The organism is Paraburkholderia sp., from assembly GCF_028283785.1.
Lineage (GTDB): Bacteria > Pseudomonadota > Gammaproteobacteria > Burkholderiales > Burkholderiaceae > Paraburkholderia.
Genome location: NZ_JAPWKB010000005.1, coordinates 43,937 through 60,529 on the forward strand (window position 1 = coordinate 43,937; position 16,593 = coordinate 60,529).

12 protein-coding genes are annotated in these 16,593 nt (G+C 62.0%); 8 read left to right on the plus strand and 4 right to left on the minus strand.

Annotated features, from left to right (window positions below; translation table 11 throughout):
- Positions 1–253: 253 nt before the first annotated feature.
- The 3 genes from PW947_RS04290 (at position 254) to PW947_RS04300 (ending at position 3,477) form a co-directional block, all read left to right on the plus strand.
- Entirely contained in the window at positions 254–1,087 is an 834-nt protein-coding gene (locus tag PW947_RS04290) for an IclR family transcriptional regulator (RefSeq protein ID WP_299629834.1), read from the plus strand.
- A gap of 254 nt (positions 1,088–1,341) precedes the next feature.
- On the plus strand, positions 1,342–2,124 hold the full coding sequence (locus PW947_RS04295) for an ABC transporter substrate-binding protein (RefSeq protein ID WP_299629835.1): 783 nt from the start codon (positions 1,342–1,344) through the stop codon (positions 2,122–2,124).
- 237 nt (positions 2,125–2,361) lie between these two features.
- Positions 2,362–3,477, plus strand: a complete 1,116-nt coding sequence (locus PW947_RS04300) for a succinylglutamate desuccinylase/aspartoacylase family protein (RefSeq protein ID WP_299629836.1) — start codon at positions 2,362–2,364, stop codon at positions 3,475–3,477.
- A 75-nt stretch (positions 3,478–3,552) separates the two neighbouring features.
- On the opposite strand, the gene PW947_RS04305 is transcribed toward PW947_RS04300, so the two are convergent.
- A complete protein-coding gene (locus PW947_RS04305; protein ID WP_299629837.1) occupies positions 3,553–4,365 on the minus strand; it encodes a MetQ/NlpA family lipoprotein in 813 nt (270 codons plus the stop codon).
- A gap of 290 nt (positions 4,366–4,655) precedes the next feature.
- Here PW947_RS04305 and PW947_RS04310 point away from each other — a divergent pair, with 290 nt between their 5' ends.
- Complete coding sequence (locus PW947_RS04310; RefSeq protein WP_299629838.1) at positions 4,656–5,855, plus strand: porin; 1,200 nt, start codon at positions 4,656–4,658, stop codon at positions 5,853–5,855.
- Positions 5,856–5,920: 65 nt separating this feature from the next.
- On the opposite strand, the gene PW947_RS04315 is transcribed toward PW947_RS04310, so the two are convergent.
- Together PW947_RS04315 and PW947_RS04320 are read right to left on the minus strand one after the other, a co-directional pair.
- Positions 5,921–6,826, minus strand: a complete 906-nt coding sequence (locus tag PW947_RS04315; protein ID WP_299629839.1) for a LysR family transcriptional regulator — start codon at positions 6,824–6,826, stop codon at positions 5,921–5,923.
- A 61-nt stretch (positions 6,827–6,887) separates the two neighbouring features.
- Positions 6,888–7,841, minus strand: a complete 954-nt coding sequence (locus tag PW947_RS04320) for a 2-hydroxyacid dehydrogenase (RefSeq protein WP_299629840.1) — start codon at positions 7,839–7,841, stop codon at positions 6,888–6,890.
- Between the two features lie 599 nt (positions 7,842–8,440).
- On the opposite strand from PW947_RS04320, the gene PW947_RS04325 reads away from it, so the two are divergent.
- The 3 genes from PW947_RS04325 (at position 8,441) to PW947_RS04335 (ending at position 11,936) form a co-directional block, all read left to right on the plus strand.
- A complete protein-coding gene (locus PW947_RS04325) occupies positions 8,441–9,850 on the plus strand; it encodes an MFS transporter (RefSeq protein WP_299629841.1) in 1,410 nt (469 codons plus the stop codon).
- A 203-nt stretch (positions 9,851–10,053) separates the two neighbouring features.
- A complete protein-coding gene (locus tag PW947_RS04330) occupies positions 10,054–10,488 on the plus strand; it encodes a DUF6232 family protein (protein ID WP_299629842.1) in 435 nt (144 codons plus the stop codon).
- 332 nt (positions 10,489–10,820) lie between these two features.
- Positions 10,821–11,936 (plus strand): hypothetical protein, encoded by a 1,116-nt coding sequence (locus tag PW947_RS04335; RefSeq protein WP_299629843.1) that lies wholly within the window; start codon positions 10,821–10,823, stop codon positions 11,934–11,936.
- 120 nt (positions 11,937–12,056) lie between these two features.
- Here PW947_RS04335 and PW947_RS04340 read toward each other — a convergent pair whose 3' ends face one another.
- The gene (locus PW947_RS04340; RefSeq protein WP_299629844.1) at positions 12,057–14,510 is read right to left on the minus strand and encodes a glycogen/starch/alpha-glucan phosphorylase; all 2,454 of its coding nucleotides are present in this window, start codon (positions 14,508–14,510) and stop codon (positions 12,057–12,059) included.
- 633 nt (positions 14,511–15,143) lie between these two features.
- On the opposite strand from PW947_RS04340, the gene PW947_RS04345 reads away from it, so the two are divergent.
- Positions 15,144–16,511 carry an MFS transporter gene (locus PW947_RS04345; RefSeq protein WP_299629845.1) on the plus strand — a complete coding sequence of 456 codons (1,368 nt, stop codon included), beginning with the start codon at positions 15,144–15,146 and terminating at the stop codon, positions 16,509–16,511.
- Positions 16,512–16,593: the final 82 nt, after the last annotated feature.

Consider the following 16,593-nt stretch of genomic DNA (forward strand, 5'->3'; position numbering starts at 1 on the left):
CGCATGCGTTCATCAGCAATGCGAGGCTTCCGGATGCGCTGGACGCATGCATGCGTCCAGCGCATGCAATCAGACACTATACAATCGCGTCCCGCGACATGGGTTCGACGTCGCCGGATGGTCTGTGCCGGCACTTTTTTCCGGCCTGCCAGGCGCGTGACTTAGAATCTGTGCTCATCAGTGGCGATCCGAGACGTCGCACTGGCCAAAGACAATACGCTGCTCCACCGTACACAGCCTTCCCAACAGCCTTATGAGCAAAGCTTCTGAAGCGTCAACCGCCGCACCGGCCAACGCCGTGCAAGCCCAGGACGCACCGGACAAGCCGGGCGATTCCTACGTGCAGTCTTTTGCGCGAGGGCTTGCGGTGATCCGCGCGTTCGACGCACAGCATCCCGAGCAAACCCTGACCGATGTGGCCGCGGCAACCGGCCTCACGCGCGCGGGCGCGCGCCGCATCCTGTTGACCTTGCAGACCTTGGGCTATGTCGAAACCGAGGGCCGGCTGTTTCGTTTGACACCGAAGATCCTCGATCTCGGCTTCGCCTATCTGACGTCGATGCCGTTCTGGAATCTCGCGGAACCGGTGATGGAAGAGTTGTCGGCACGCGTGCATGAGAGCTGTTCGGCAGCCGTGCTGGATCGCACGGAAATCGTGTACGTGCTGCGCGTGCCGACGCACAAGATCATGACGATCAACCTGTCGATCGGCAGCCGCCTGCCCGCCTATTGCACGTCGATGGGCCGCGTCCTGCTGTCGTCGCTCGACGACGCGACGCTGGACGCAACCCTCGACGCATCGCCGATCCGCGCACACACCGCGCGCACGATCACCGATCGCGGCGAACTGAAGCGCGCGATCGCGCAGGCAGGCGCGCAAGGCTGGGCCATCGTGGATCAGGAACTGGAAGGCGGATTGATTTCGCTGTCGGCACCGATTCGCAACCGGCAAGGCCGCGTGATTGCCGCGATGAACATCAGCGGCAATGCGCAACGCAACTCCGCGAGACAGATGGTGAAAACGTTTCTGGAGCCGTTGCAGCAAGCCTCGCAACGGGTCTCGGAAATGGTCGCGCGAAGAGGCTGAAGCGGCGTCGCGAGGCCAATTGTCGGCAAGTTGAAAGCCGGCGGAAACACGAAGCAAACTTAGAGCCGATCCTCTTGCGCTATCCGGTGTTTCACTAGCTACGCAATCTTTTTGACCTGATAATCTTGGCGCGCGCTGCTGGCCACCCGGCCGGCAGCTTCGTAAGAGGCCTGGGCTTCACCGGCTCCGGGCGCTGTCTTGCAGCGGCAACACCGTATGCGGACGTACTTGAACCACTCCGAGGAGTTATAACAGTGAAGAAACTGCTAGCGGCTTTGACGGTTGCTCTGATTGCTACCGTCTCGATTAGCGCACACGCAAAAGAATGGTCGACTATCCGCTTTGGCGTTGACGCAAGCTATCCGCCGTTCGAATCGAAGGGCTCGGATGGCAAGCTGGTCGGCTTCGACATCGACCTCGGCAACGAAATCTGCGCACGCCTGAAGGCTAAGTGCGTCTGGGTCGAAAACGACTTCGACGGCATGATTCCGGCACTGAAGGCGAAGAAGTTCGACGGCGTGCTGTCGTCGATGTCCATGACGCCGCAACGCGCTGAGCAGATCGCTTTCTCGAACAAGCTGTTCAACACGCCGACGCGTCTGGTCGCGAAGAAGGGTTCGGGCATCCTGCCGACCGCCGATTCGCTGAAGGGCAAGTCGGTTGGCGTCGAGCAAGGCACGATCCAGGAAACGTACGCAAAGACCTACTGGGAGCCGAAGGGCGCCAAGGTCGTGCCGTATCAGAACCAGGATCAGGTCTACGCAGACTTGCTGTCGGGTCGTCTTGACGCAGCGTTGCAAGACGCCGTGCAAGCTGAAATCGGCTTCCTGAAGACGCCGCGCGGCGCTGGCTTCGACTTCGTCGGCAAGGATCTGGTCGATGAAAAGATCCTCGGCAACGGTGCCGGCATCGGCATGCGTAAGGACGACGCAGACCTGAAGGTCAAGGTCGACAAGGCGATCGCCGAGATCATCAAGGACGGCACGTACAAGAAGCTCGAGAAGAAGTACTTCGACTTCGACGTGTACGGCGGCTAATCCTGTAGGCGCGGCTTGCCGCGCCACCGGGAATCGCGCTGAACAGAAGGCTCCGCCATGTGCGGAGCCTTTTTCGTTGGGGTGTCCGTGAAATCGCCGTACACCGCATGTGGCCTTATGCGGCATTTTTTGCGGCACGCGCCAGATCGGCTAAGATCGCAGGATCAGGCATCATGCTGTCTCAACCGGTCATCAACCTAAAGCGTGGGCAGCGTTCGAACCCGCGCATCAGAAACCATGCAAACCCAAACCCATCCGCTGATTTCTCCGACACTCGGCACCGCGCGCAGTCTGACGAGTTTCCACTACGGTCCCGGCGGCGGGCAGAAGATTTACATCCAGTCGTCGCTGCACGCGGACGAGTTGCCCGGCATGCTGGTGTCGTGGGCGCTGCGCCGCAAGCTCGCGGCGCTCGAATCCGCCGGCAAGCTGCGCGGCGAAGTCGTGATCGTGCCGGTGCCGAATCCGATCGGGCTGAACCAGCATCTGCTCGGTCATATGAACGGCCGCTTCGAAACCAATAGCGCGCAGAATTTCAACCGCAATTTCCACGATCTTTCCGCGTTGATCCAGCCGGTGATCGAAGCGCGTCTGGGCGCCGATATCGACCAGAATCGCGTCGCAGTGCGCGCCGCGATGCGCGAAGCGCTCGACGCGCAAAAGCCGGAAACGGAACTGGAATCGCAACGTCTCGCGCTGCAAAAACTGTCGTACGACGCCGACGTCGTGCTCGATCTGCATTGCGACTGGGAAGCCGCGATGCATCTGTACACGAACCCGGATCTGTGGACCGAAGTCGAACCGCTCGCCCGTTATCTCGACGCGAAAGCATCGCTGCTCGCGCTGAATTCGGTCGGCAATCCGTTCGACGAAATCCACAGCTTCTGCTGGTCGGATCTGCGTGCCCGTTTCGCCGACCGCTTCCCGATTCCGAACGGCTCGATCTCGGTGACGATCGAATTGCGCGGCCAGCGCGATGTGTCGTACGAGTTCGCCGAACGGGACGCGCAAGGGATCATCGAATACCTGACGCAACGCGGCGTGATCGACGGTGAAGCCGCGCCGATGCCGCCGCTCGAATTCGCCGCCACGCCGCTGGCGGGCGCCGAACCGATCGTCGCGCCGATCAGCGGCGTGCTGGTGTTCCATGCACAAGTGGGCCGCTGGATCGATGTCGGCGACAGGATCGCGGATATCGTCGATCCGCTGACCGACCAGGTCGTCGCATTGAACGCGACGGTCGCCGGGGTGATGTACGCGCGTCATCTGACGCGTTTCGCAACGGCCGGTCTGGAGATCGCGCGCGTCGCGGGCGCGAAGGCTTTCCGCTCCGGATCGCTGCTGTCGAACTAAGTCTCGCACGACGCGTTTCGTCGTCGCTTCAAACAGAAAAGCCCGCTAGATGCGGGCTTTTCTGCATCTGGCCTGTCAGAACGCAGGCACGATCGCGCCTTTGAATTGCGTGTCGATGTAATGCCGCACATCCGGCGATTCGTAGGCCGCAACCAGTTTTTTCACCCACGGCTGGTTCTTGTCCTGCGCGCGAACCGCGATCAGGTTCGCATACGGACCCTTCAGATCTTCGATCGCAATCGCATCTTTGGTGGGTTGCAGGTTCGCCTTGACCGCGTAATCCGTGTTGATCGACGCGGCGTCGAGGTCGTCGAGCGCACGCGGCAATTGCGCGGCATCAAGTTCGACGATCCGGATTTTCTTCGGATTGTCCACGACGTCGAGCGGCGTCGCGTTGACGCCGTTACTGCCGACGCCCGCCTTCAGCTTGATCACGCCATACTTCTGCAGCAACAGCAACGCACGATTGCCGTTCGACGGATCGTTCTGGATGCCGACCTTCGCGCCTTCCGGCAAGTCCTTCAGCGACTTGTACTTTTTCGAGTAGAAGCCCATCGGCGACGTGTACGTCAGCCCGACGTTGACGATTTTGTAACCGCGCTGGCGAATCTGGCTGTCGAGAAACGGCTGATGCTGAAAGCCGTTCGCGTTGAGGTCGCCGGCATCGAGTGCCGCGTTCGGCTGCACGTAATCGTTGAACTCGATCACCTTCAGTTGCAGCCCCTCGCGCGCCGCGACCTTGCTGACCACGCTCCAGATCTGCGCGTCCGGACCGCTCATCGTGCCGATCTTCAACACGGTATCGTCGGCGCGCGCGAACGGCGCTGTCAGCGCCGCGCCCGCGGCGGCAAAGGCAATCAGGGTTTTGACGACTGTTCTGCGCGACATGCTGTTCCCGGTTCGGTTCTGAGTGGATGGGGATCGTCGCATGCAGGCGGAGCGCGGCTAACCAAGGATTTCTCATACTCACTTTCCGCGCCCGCAGATAAGCGTATGCGTACGCGTGCGGTTGAAATTTCCGACCGTTCACATCATGTGTCGTATTCATACGACAGATTGGCAAATATGTCCGACTGTCACAAAACATTACTCGTCACTCACTTAAATTGCGTCCGTCGCACGACCCAGCCCTCAAGAGCCAGGCGTGTCGCACGCCAAATTTTTAACCGGAGAGTGACTTGAACAAGAAAGTATTGGCCACCGCTATTCTCGCTGCGTTCGCAGGCGCCGCTCATGCACAAAGCAGCGTGTCGTTGTACGGGGTGATCGACGCGGGTATCAGCTACGTCAACAATTCGAAGACGTCGACGGGACATGACAACCTCGTCAAGTTCGACGACGGCGTCGCGCAAGGCAGCCGTTGGGGCATGAAGGGCGCTGAAGACCTCGGTGGCGGTCTGAAGGCAATCTTCACGTTGGAAAGCGGCTTTAACGTCGGTACGGGCGCGATGGGTCAAAGCTCGACGCTGTTCGGCCGCCAGGCATTCGTCGGCGTGTCGCAAAACGGCGTTGGCTCGTTCACGATGGGTCGTCAGTATTCGTTCTCGACCGACTTCCTGGGCGGCGCTTACTCGACCGGTGGCAACACGGTTGCAGGCAACTACGCTTACCACATCAACGACGTCGATCAGCTGACGTCGAGCCGTATCAACAACTCGGTCAAGTTCACGAGCGCGAACTTCTCGGGTCTGACGTTCGGTGCGTTGTACGGCTTCTCGAACGCGGCAGGCGCATTCGGTGGCGCGCCGGTGACGGGCACGACGGCTTCGCCGGTTGCAGGTTCGTCGCGCGCATACAGCTTCGGCCTGAACTACGCGAACGGCCCGTTCGCAGTCGGCGCGGCTTACACGGACATCAAGTACCCGGGTCAGATTTCCCCGCAATCGATGTCGACCAACCTCGCCAACGTGACGTTCGCGAACACGGCGCCGGGTTCGGCAGCCGGCACGAGCCAGATCCGCGATCTGCGCACGTTCGGTGTCGGTGGCCGCTACAACATCGCAGCAGCGACGCTGTGGGCATTGTTCACGGACACGCGTCTGGAACCGCAAGGCGGCTCGTCGACGACGTTCACCGCGTATGAAGCAGGCGGCAAATACGCGTTCACGTCGGCTTTGACGGCTGGCCTGGGCTACACGTACATGCACATGTCCGGCTTCAACACGGGCCACTGGAACCAGGTGGACGCGAGCGTCGACTACGCGCTGAGCAAGCGTACCGACGTGTACGTGCTGGGCGTGTATCAAGGTGCAGCCGGCAACAACCGTGGCACGGAACTGCAAGCGCAGATCGGTTCGAGCACGAGCTACTTCAACACGTCGGGCGCGGGTTCGGACAGCCAGGTCGCATTCCGCGTGGGTCTGCGTCACAAGTTCTGATGGTTCGAACGTGATGCGAAAAAAACGCCCTTCGGGGCGTTTTTTTTATTGGATGTCCGCACCGTCTAACGCCGCGCCGCGCGCTTCTTCGCGAAGTAATCGGCGGCCATCAGCCGGAATGCCGTGACGGCGGGATTATCCTGATCGGGACGCCAGGCCATGCTCATCTCGGCCTGCAAGGTCGTGTCGGCGATCATCCGGAACTCGACGTTGTCGTAATGAAATCGTTGCGCCGACGCCGGCAGAATGCCGACGCCCAATCCGGCACGAACCAGCGACAGAATGGTCGGCGTCTGGTCGATGTACTGCGCGACGTTCAGGCTCACGCCCTGGGCGGTGAGCATGCTCATGATCCGGTCGTGGAAGTACTTGCCTTGCGTGGGCGAATGCATGATGAACGGCTGACGATCCAGCTGCGCGAGCTCGATCCGCTCGTGCTGGCACAGCACATGGCCTTTCGGCAACGCGACGATCAGCGGCTCTTCATCGACCAGCAAAAACTCGAGCGTCTGCCTCGACGGCAACGGCCGCAGAAAACCGAGATCGATCGTATTCGCGGAAAACGCTTCGACCTGCGCCACCGAGATCAATTCGAGCAACACGACATCGATCTCCGGCAGCACATCCGATGCCGCCACCAGCAACTCCGGTATCAACTCGTAACCGGCCGCGCCGGTGAAACCGATCCGCACGCGGCCGGTTTTCCCCTTTGCCGCGCGACGCACCGTGCTCTCCGCCTGCTCCGCGAGATTGAGCAGCCGCGTGGCATCCGCGAGAAACACACGGCCTTCGGTCGTCAACTTCACCGCGCGGCCCACGCGTTCGAACAGCTTGACGCCGAGCGTGTCTTCCAGCAAATGAATCTGCCGGCTCAACGGCGGCTGCGTCATATGAAGCAGCGTCGCCGCACGTCTGAAATTCAGTTCGGTCGCGGCAACGACGAAGCAACGCACTTGTCCGAGATCCAGCATTCTTTATCGACAGGATGGTGATAGTCGATGTTCATTATAGGTGCGGTGCTTCGTGCGGCGGTTACGTCGTCAGACTGCCTTCCGGTCGTTGCCCGGCGAGCGCCTGCGCAAGGCTCGCCATCACCATCTCGCCCATCGCGGTGCGCGATTCGACCGTTGCGCTGGCCCGATGCGCCTGCACCACCACGCGATCCATATCGAACAGCGCAGTTGGGACATTCGGCTCATCGACGAATACGTCCAGCCCCGCGCCCGCAATCACGCCATGCGCGAGCGCCGCGACCAGATCGCTTTCCACGACCAGCTTTCCGCGCGCGACGTTGATCAGATAACCGTCCTTGCCCAACGCATCGAGCACCGCCGCGTCGATGATGCCCTGCGCCTTGTCGGCCGCGGCCGCCAGCACGAGGATGTCGGCGCCGCGCGCGAGCGACAGCAGATCGCCGACGAACCGGTGCGGCACGTCGTCCATCTGCTTCAGATCCGTATACGAAACCGGGCAGCCGAATGCGGCGGCGCGTTGCGCAATCGCGCGCCCGACCTTGCCCATTCCGACGATCCCGACACGCTTGCCGCTAAAGCGGCGCGACAGCGGTAGCGCGCCCGGATGCGGGTTCTTCTGCCAGTTGCCGGTCTTCACGAATTCATTGCCCGGACAGATTTCGCGGCACACCGCGAGGATCAGTCCGATTGCGAGGTCGGCGACGTCTTCGGTCAATGCACCGAACGTCGCGGTGACGGGAATGCCGCGTTCGCGCGCGAAGTTCAGATCGACCGCATCCGTGCCGACGCCGTTGACGGCGATCACTTCGAGCGCCGGAAGCCTTTCGATCAGATCATTCGAAATTCCCGTATGACCGCCGGTAATCACGCCACGGATCGATTCGCCATGCTCGCGAATGTACGCATCCTTGTCGCTCTGCTCGAACAGGCGGCGCATCGTATAGCGTTCGCCCAACGCGTCGTTGATCGCGGGCACGAGGATCGGGTTCAGTTGCAAGATGCTCGGTTTCAATTCAGGTGCTCCTTTTGACCGATGATTCGTGGAGAGGCTGCGCACAGCGTGTAGCACACCGATGCGGTCGCAATGTGGCCGGATCATCGGCTGTTTCGGGGGCCGGGTCCAATCCCAAAACGCTATCAATTGATCCACGAAACGACCGCGCGTCGTCACATGCGGCATCGATTCAATCCGGGGATCAGGTAATAGCAATAAAGGATTGGACGGGCCAGGACCGGATCGCCACAATTTTTAGCATCGGAAGACGCATCCGCGCAGTCGACGAAAACGATAAGAACGGCCTCCGTGCCCGACTGCCGACGCTGCGACCGGCGAACAGAACAACATAAAAAAGCCTTTGCAATTCAATCGGAGACAACAGCATGAAAGCGCAACGCCTTATCGCCCCGTCCCACGCAAGGCCCTGTCGTTCGGGCAATCCCTCATTCCTTCCGGCTACGAAACGCGGCTGGCCGCGTTAAGCGGCGCCACGCGAGTCGTCATCGCCGCGCGAGCGCCGCGCGGCCTGTTCCTGTAGCCAGGCTCGAACACCGGAGACGGCATCGGGCGTCGGGCGATGCGTCGCCTGCGCCGATGCTTCGGGAGGAATTCACATGAGTAATGCCGACACCGTCGTCACATCCGCCGACGCAAAACCCATCACGGACAAACGCACGAGTCACCGCTGGGTCGTGATGGGCCTGATCTTCTGCATCTGGGCGATTGCCTGCGCCGACCGCGCCAACTTCGGTATCGCGCTGCCGTTTCTGAAGAAGGAGTACGGCATCACCAATACCCAGGCCGGCCTGATCGTCAGCCTGTTCTCGTTCGCGTACGGCTTCGTGCAGATTCCGGTCGGCCTCCTCTACAAACGGCTCAGCGAAAAGACGGCCGGCATGCTGTTCTCGGTGTTCATGATCCTGACGTCGATCTTCACCGGGCTGATGGGCACGACGTCGTCGGTGTTTCTGTTGCAGGCGTATCGCGTGGGTCTCGGCTTATCGGAAGGACCGCTGGGAATCGGGTGTACCAACGTGATCAACCGCTGGTTTCCCGCGCGCGAAAAAGGCACCGCAACCGGACTGTGGATCGCGGCCTCCAAGCTCGGACCGTTGATCGTGCCGACCGTGTGCATCGCCGTGATCCAGTTGTGGGGATGGCGCGAGATCTTCTTCGTGTTCGCGATTCCCGGCGTTCTGTTCGCGATCCTGTGGATGATGCTGGTCACGAATTCGCCCGGCGAAAACCGGTTTTGCTCGCCTGCGGAACAACGCTATATCGTCGACGAAGGATCGCGTCAGCATGGCGATCTGCAGTCGAAGCGCGCCGGTCAGGCCGCGCCCGTCAAACGCATCCCCTATCTCGACGCGATCAATCGCACGGGACGTCTGACGCAACTGGAAACGCTGCGTCAGGTATTCGGCTCGTGGAATATTCTCGGCGTCGCGCTCGGCTACGGCTGCATGATCGGCATCAGCAATATCTTCATGTCGTGGATACCGACCTATCTGGTGACGGTCAAGGGCTTCGCGTCGCTGAAGATGGGCTTTTTCGCATCCGCGCCGTTCGTCGGCGCCGTGGCGGGCAACATGCTCGGCGGACTGATCTCGGACCGGCTGCTGAACGGCCGGCGCAAGCCGATGATGATGCTGGGCGCGCTCGGCACGGTCATCATGATGGTGTTGCTGATCGATGCACCGGATAGTCCCGTTTATCTCGGCGTCACGCTCGTGATGTCGGGGCTCATGCTCGGGATCGGCTTCGCGGGATACTCCGCGTATCCGATGGCGCTCACCACCAAATCGACCTATCCGACCGCGTTTGGCATCGTCAATTGCGTGGGACAGATCGGCGGCGCCTGTGCACCGCTCGCGGTCGGCATCCTGCTCGACCGGTTCAGCTGGACCAGCGTGTTTCTGTATATGGTCGGCACGGCCCTGCTCTGTCTGCTGCTGCTCGTCACCGTGGCCGAACCGCTGGCGCTGCAGCCGGACAGTGAATCGCCGGAACGCGGCGTGCCGTGATCGTCGGGCATCGGGCATCCGGATGTAAGAATGGCGAAGAAATAACCAGGGTGAATCGGGCATAAAATCCGGTGACCGATATTTTTAGTCGACCGGCTACAAAAACCTGAAGCGGCAGGCGTTACGGGCTCCCCAAAAACCCGTTTCGCCAGTCGTTTGAAGTCTGGTACGCTGCGACCTTTCTCACCCTGGCATTTGAATCGATGGACACCCCTTTTAACGAACGTGGCGTCTCGGTGACGCGTAATGCGCTGTCGGCCGCCGGCCAGGTTTTTCCGTTGCGCGAAATTCAAAGCGTGCGCATCGTCACCGTACAGAAGAACCGCATCTTGCCCGTCAGCATTTCGGTGATCGGCGTGATCGTTGCGATTATCGGCGGCGTGACGCGATCGTCGGCCGGTCTCGTCTGCGGCGCGATGCTGGCCGTGGTCGGCTGGCTCACGTGGGCGACGCAGGACGTCACGCATCGCCTACACGTGACGACCGCCACCGGCGAACGTGAAGCGCTGCTCAGCACCGACCTCGAATTCGTCCAGCGCGTCGAACAGTACGTCAACGACGCGCTTGCGGCAGCGGCCACGGCGGCGGCATCCGCAGCCGCAGCCGCTGCGGCGCCGACCGGCACGCCGGACGCCTGAACCCAACCCGCGACGCACGACGGCTTCGTCCGAAGCCCAGTCGTGCGATCACGATCAGGATCGCGACCACGACGCCCGATGTCGCGCTCACGAATGTAGCGCGCAATTACGCGGCATCAAAAATCCACACAGTTTTTCAATTCGATATAACGACGCGGTTACAGTCAGCGCTCCCTTGATCCGCGTTCCCTCCTGCAGGCTACGAAAGTGTCGCGGCTCCGCCCGCTGAAGCCCTCGTCTGGCCGCTCGGTGCCGCTGCCGCCTCTTTTCGCCGCCGCACTTCCGATGCACCGCCTCCCGCAGGGACACGCCTTTTTTCGAAGTGTGCGCTGATGTTTTCGTCGTTCTTCCACTCGCGGTCCCATCCGGTATCCGCTTTCTTTTCCGTCGCCATTCCTGGCCTGCGCGAAGGCCGCACGCGGCTCGCCGCCGCTGCGATCGCAGGCGTCGTGTCGTTGAGCGGCTGCGCGGTCAGCTTCCCCGTGCCGACGCCGCCCGCCACCGAAGCGAAGCTGATCAACAACGGCAACGACGGCGTGATGATTCCGCTGCACGTCGAGCGCGCGGACCAGGATCACGCGCGGCTAGGCTTGCCCGTGCAACTCGACGGCAAGTCCGTGTATGTCGCGCTCGACACCGGCACGCAGGGCGTGCGCGTGCTGTCGTCGGTGTTGCCCCGCCAGGGTGATGCGTCGGCGGGATCGAACAGCACGCTGGTGTTCGCCAACAACGCGCAGGTGTCCGGACCGTCGGTCAGCGTGCCGGTTAGCCTGATCGGCACGAAAAGCGTCGATCTGACCGTGCAGGCCGTCAACGACGTGCACTGCCTGTCGATCGACAAGAAATGCGTCGCCATCGACGGCTACACGGGTGAATTCGGCTGGGCGTTCTCGGGTCTGTACGGCGTCGGTTTACAGCAGCCGGACGACAGCTGCTGCACGCAACCGCTGCGCGCGCTGCCGGGCAATCTCGGTCAACGCTATTTCGTGCGGTCCAGCTTCGACAATCCGTTTCTGCTGCTGAGCCCCTCCGACACGCTGACGAAAAGCTTCACGATGGCGCCGATGTCCGTATCGAAAGACGGCGAGCCGCAGTGGCCGGTCGGCTGCGTGCAGGTTGCGGACAAGATGCGCTACTGCGCGCCGGTCGTATTTTCGACGGGCAGCACCGGGATGGTCCGGATCGAAACCGACACCGTACCGAACTGGGTAGACGACGCCGGCGACCACGCGGTGATGAAGCAAGGCAACTTCGACGTGGCGCTCGGTATCGGCAAGTGGACGCATCGCTACGACAGTGCGCAAGTCACTATCGTGAAGAAGCCCGCGGGCATCAACCGGATCGTGATCGGACTGATGGCCATGCAGAAAATCGACGTGCTGATCGATTTCCCGCACCGGCAGGTCGGCTTGCGCGCGTCGGTCGAGAACGAGCGTTTCGCGCCCTGACGTTCTCGCGCGTAAATCAACGCTAACAACGCCATAAAAAAGGCCGCGCAACGATGCGCGGCCTTTTGGTTTTCAGCGGCAACCTGCAACCGCGCTCACGTCCATCGCGTCAAACGGTCGTCATTCGATACTCACCGGCTTCACGTGCCAGATATCGCGCGCGTACTCGGCGATGGTCCGGTCGGACGAAAACTGCCCCATGCCGGCCACGTTCGCAATCGCGCTCGACGTCCACGCATCGGTATCGACGAACCGCTGATCGACTTCGTCCTGCGCTTTCGCGAACGCGGCAAAGTCGGCGAGCACCATGTAGTGATCGCCCCAATCCACCAGCGTATGGAAGATGTCCGAGAAGCGCAACGGATCGTCCGGCGAGAAGAAACCAGTGCGAATCTGATCGAGCGCGAGTCGCAGTTCCGGATTTTCCTCATACAACTGACGCGGCCGATATCCCTTCGCACGCAGTTCGTCCACTTCGTCGGCGTCGTGACCGAAGATAAAGATGTTCTCGCGGCCCACCGCATCGCAGATCTCGATGTTCGCGCCGTCGAGCGTGCCGATCGTCAACGCGCCGTTCAACGCAAGCTTCATGTTGCCGGTGCCCGATGCCTCGGTTCCTGCCATCGAAATCTGTTCGGAGAGATCGGCGGCCGGAATGATCAGTTCCGCGACGCTCACGCCGTAGTTCGGCACGAAAACCACTTTCAGCCGGTCGCCGATCAACGGATCGTGATTGACCTTTTCGCCGACATCGCCGATCAGCTTGATGATCGTCTTCGCCATCCGGTATGCAGACGCGGCCTTGCCCGCGAACATCACGACACGCGGCACCCAATCGGCCTCCGGATTCTCGCGAATCTGGTTGTAGCGGACGATCACGTGCAGCACGTTCAGCAACTGACGTTTGTATTCGTGAATCCGTTTGACCTGCAGATCGAACAGCGCATCCGGATTGAACGGCATCTTCGTGTAGTGCGCGAGTCGTTGCACCAGTCGCATCTTGTTCTGTCGCTTCGCCTCGCGAAATGCATCGGTAAACGCGGAGTCGTTGCGTAGATCGGCAAGTTTCGACAACTGGAACAGATCGCGCCGCCAGCCGTCGCCGATCGTCGAATCGATCAACGACGACAACGGTTGACTGGCCTGCGCCAGCCATCGACGCGGCGTGATGCCGTTCGTCACGTTGGTGAATCGCTCCGGATACAGCCGCGCGAAATCCGCGAAGATATCGCGCGTCATCAGTTGCGAATGCAACTTCGACACGCCGTTCACCTTGTGACTGGCGACGATCGCCAGATACGCCATCCGCACGCGGCGTTGGCCGTATTCATCCACCAGCGAAATGCGGCGGATCATCTCCGCATCGTGATTGGACCGTTCGCTGACGTGCTTCAAAAACTGCGCATTGATCTCGAAGATGATCTCGAGATGTCGCGGCAACAGACGCGCGAGCATTTCGACATCCCAGGTTTCGAGCGCTTCGGGCATCAGCGTGTGATTCGTGTACGAGAACATCTTCTCGACGTGATGCCATGCCGTTTCCCACGGCAGATGATGGATATCCACCAGCAAGCGCATCAGCTCGGGAATCGCCAGCACCGGATGGGTGTCGTTCAGATGCACCGCGACCTTGTCCGAGAAGCGGCCGAACGTGCTGTGCGTGCGCTGATAACGCCGGATCAGATCCTGCATCGTCGCCGATACGAAGAAGTACTCCTGACGCAGACGCAACTCGCGCCCGGCCGGCGTCGAGTCGTCCGGATACAGCAGACGGGAGACGTTTTCCGACATGTTCTTCGCATCGACCGCACTGCGATAGTCGCCACGGTTGAATGCGGAGAGATCGAGTTCTTCGGTCGCGCGCGCGGACCATAGCCGCAGCGTGTTGGTCGCGGTCGTCGCGTAGCCGGGGATCACCGTGTCGTAGGCCATCGCATTGACGTGCTGCGTGTCGATCCATTCGACGTGTTCGCCACGCTGCACGGTGCGTCCGCCGAAGTGCACGAGGTACTGGATTTCGGCGCGCGGAAATTCCCACGGATTCCCGACACGCAGCCAGTAATCCGGCGCTTCGACCTGCTCGCCGTTGACGATCTGCTGACGGAACATCCCGTATTCGTAGCGGATGCCGTAACCAAAGCCCGGAATGCCGAGCGTCGCCATCGAATCGAGGAAACAGGCGGCGAGCCGTCCCAGGCCGCCGTTGCCGAGCGCGGCGTCCGGTTCCATGTCGGTGAGCGCGTCCATATCGACGCCGAGACTGGCGAGCGCCTCGCGCATCTGATCGTAGATGCCGAGCGCGAGCAGCGCGTTGGTGAACGTGCGCCCGATCAGAAACTCCATCGAAAGGTAGTAGACGCGCTTCACATCCTGCTCGTATTGCAGGCGCGTGGTTTTCATCCAGCGGGCGACCAGCCGGTCGCGGACGGCGAGCGCTGCAGCATGTAGCCAGTCATGCGGACGGGCCGTCACGGCGTCCTTGCCGACGCCGTACATCATGCGGTTCGAAATTGAGCGCCGTAGCGCGTCGACGGTACTGTTGAGCTGGTCGAACTCCAGGTCCACGGCTGTCATCGATGCCTCCGGTTAGGCGACGCGGCACGCGCGAACCGCACGAGGATCGGACGGGGGCGAGGCCGGTCTGAACGGGTAAATATGCAGAGTAGGACATTTGCGACGTCCCGTCAGCGGGGCGTGCGAAGTTCGGCCACGCACAACCCATGCCCACGGAATCATCGTGGTTCGGCGGCGGACGGCGCCGATCGCGCGCCAACGTGGTGCGGGTACGGATGCGAAACGTGCGTCGGCGCGGGTGCGCGGGCCGGGAACGGGCGCGGCTGGACGACAGTTTCTCCAGGGAATTTAGGGGATACAACCTCTGATCGATGGCGTCATCGGTTACAAAACGGACTGAATATTTTGCGAAGCTTGTCTTATGAATACCGGGAAAATGCGACGGCTCCGATGCACGAGGACGCGTACCGGGCTGACAGTTAGTTGCCTCCGATACATCCTTTCAGCACGCTGACGACGGATGGGTTGCGCAGCGCAATTCGCACGCTTCTGCAACAATCGCTACATTCGCCGCGTGCAGTCGTCGCCTGCCACGCCACGTCGACCCTCCCAACGAACGCCGTGTCCGACAACAACACCTCCTCTGCTTCCGCTGCGCCTCGCGCTGTTCCCCGCTTACCCGACGACGCGCCCATGTCCGCGAGCCAGCGCCGCGCGATGGCGGCCGTGATGCTCGCCGTCGCGCTCGCGACGCTCGATACCGCGATCGCCAACACCGCATTGCCGACCATCGCCGCCGACCTGAACGCCGCGCCCGCGGCATCGGTGTGGATCATCAACGCGTATCAGCTGGCGATGGTCGCGACGTTGCTGCCGCTCGCCACGCTCGGCGATCTGGTCGGCCACCGGCGCATTTATATCGGCGGAATCGCGCTGTTCACGGTGGCGTCGCTCGGCTGCGCCCTCGCCTCCACGCTGCCGATGCTGACCGCCGCACGCATCGTCCAGGGACTCGGTGCGAGCGCGATCATGAGCGTCAACACGGCGCTGATCCGTTATCTGTTTCCGCCGCATCGACTGGGACGCGGGCTCGGGCTGAATGCGCTGATCGTCGGCGTATCGTTTGCCGTCGGGCCGACCGTGGCGTCGCTGATTCTGTCGGTGGCGTCGTGGCCGTGGCTGTTCGCGGTCAACGTGCCGCTCGGCGTGATCGCGCTTGCGTTCGCGATGCCGGCGTTGCCGCATACATCGCGCGGCGCCTATCGCTTCGACGCGATCGCCGCAGTGCTGAACGTGATTACGTTTTCCGCGCTGATCCTCGCGCTCGGCGAAGCGGCGCAACGGGCGTCGATCGAGATCGTGCTGGGCGCCGCCGCGGTCACGTTGATCTTCGGCGCGTTGCTGATGCGCCGCGAAGCGGGTCATCCCGCGCCGATGTTGCCGGTGGATCTGTTCAGGCGGCCGGTGTTCGCGCTATCGGCGCTGACCGCCGTGTGTTCGTTCGCCGCGCAGGGGCTGGCGTTCGTGTCGCTGCCGTTCTACTTCGAATATGTGCTGCATCGCAGTCAGGTGGACACGGGTTTCCTGATGACGCCGTGGCCCGTCGTGGTGGCGCTGGCCGCGCCGTTCGCCGGGCGTCTGTCGGACCGTTATCCGCCGGGCTTGCTCGGCGCGATCGGGCTGGCGGTGCTGGCGGCGGGAATGGCGTCGCTCGCGATGCTGCCCGCGCAGCCGCACGTGCTCGATATCGCGATCCGGATGGCGGTGTGTGGCGCAGGCTTCGGCTTCTTCCAGTCGCCGAATCTGAAGGCCTTGATGGCAAGCGCGCCGCCCGAGCGCAGCGGTGGTGCGAGCGGCATTGTCGCGACCGCGCGTCTGATCGGTCAGGCGACCGGCGCGGCGTTGGTGGCGTTGAGCTTCAGTATCGCGGGACGGCATGGGCCGACCTTGGCGCTGGCCACCGGCGCGGTCTTCGCGGGTGCGGCGAGTGTCGCAAGCGGCTTGAGACTGTTCGCGCCGTCGCATCGCTCGCCGGACAGCGGGCGCGCTGCCGCGAAGTAGTTCGCATGAGCGCCGCGCATGCGAGAAAAACTCGCATGCGCCAGACGCATGCATGCGCTGGCGTCATGCGTGTTCATGCATG

Excerpts from the sequence above, each read along its gene's own strand:
- PW947_RS04325 (WP_299629841.1), top strand. The coding sequence starts at position 8,441 with ATGAGTAATGCCGACACCGTCGTCACATCCGCCGACGCAAAACCCATC.
- PW947_RS04335 (WP_299629843.1), top strand. The coding sequence starts at position 10,821 with ATGTTTTCGTCGTTCTTCCACTCGCGGTCCCATCCGGTATCCGCTTTC.
- PW947_RS04315 (WP_299629839.1), bottom strand. The coding sequence starts at position 6,826 with ATGCTGGATCTCGGACAAGTGCGTTGCTTCGTCGTTGCCGCGACCGAA.
- PW947_RS04300 (WP_299629836.1), top strand. The coding sequence starts at position 2,362 with ATGCAAACCCAAACCCATCCGCTGATTTCTCCGACACTCGGCACCGCG.
- PW947_RS04330 (WP_299629842.1), top strand. The coding sequence starts at position 10,054 with ATGGACACCCCTTTTAACGAACGTGGCGTCTCGGTGACGCGTAATGCG.
- PW947_RS04345 (WP_299629845.1), top strand. The coding sequence starts at position 15,144 with ATGTCCGCGAGCCAGCGCCGCGCGATGGCGGCCGTGATGCTCGCCGTC.
- PW947_RS04340 (WP_299629844.1), bottom strand. The coding sequence starts at position 14,510 with ATGACAGCCGTGGACCTGGAGTTCGACCAGCTCAACAGTACCGTCGAC.
- PW947_RS04305 (WP_299629837.1), bottom strand. The coding sequence starts at position 4,365 with ATGTCGCGCAGAACAGTCGTCAAAACCCTGATTGCCTTTGCCGCCGCG.
- PW947_RS04290 (WP_299629834.1), top strand. The coding sequence starts at position 254 with ATGAGCAAAGCTTCTGAAGCGTCAACCGCCGCACCGGCCAACGCCGTG.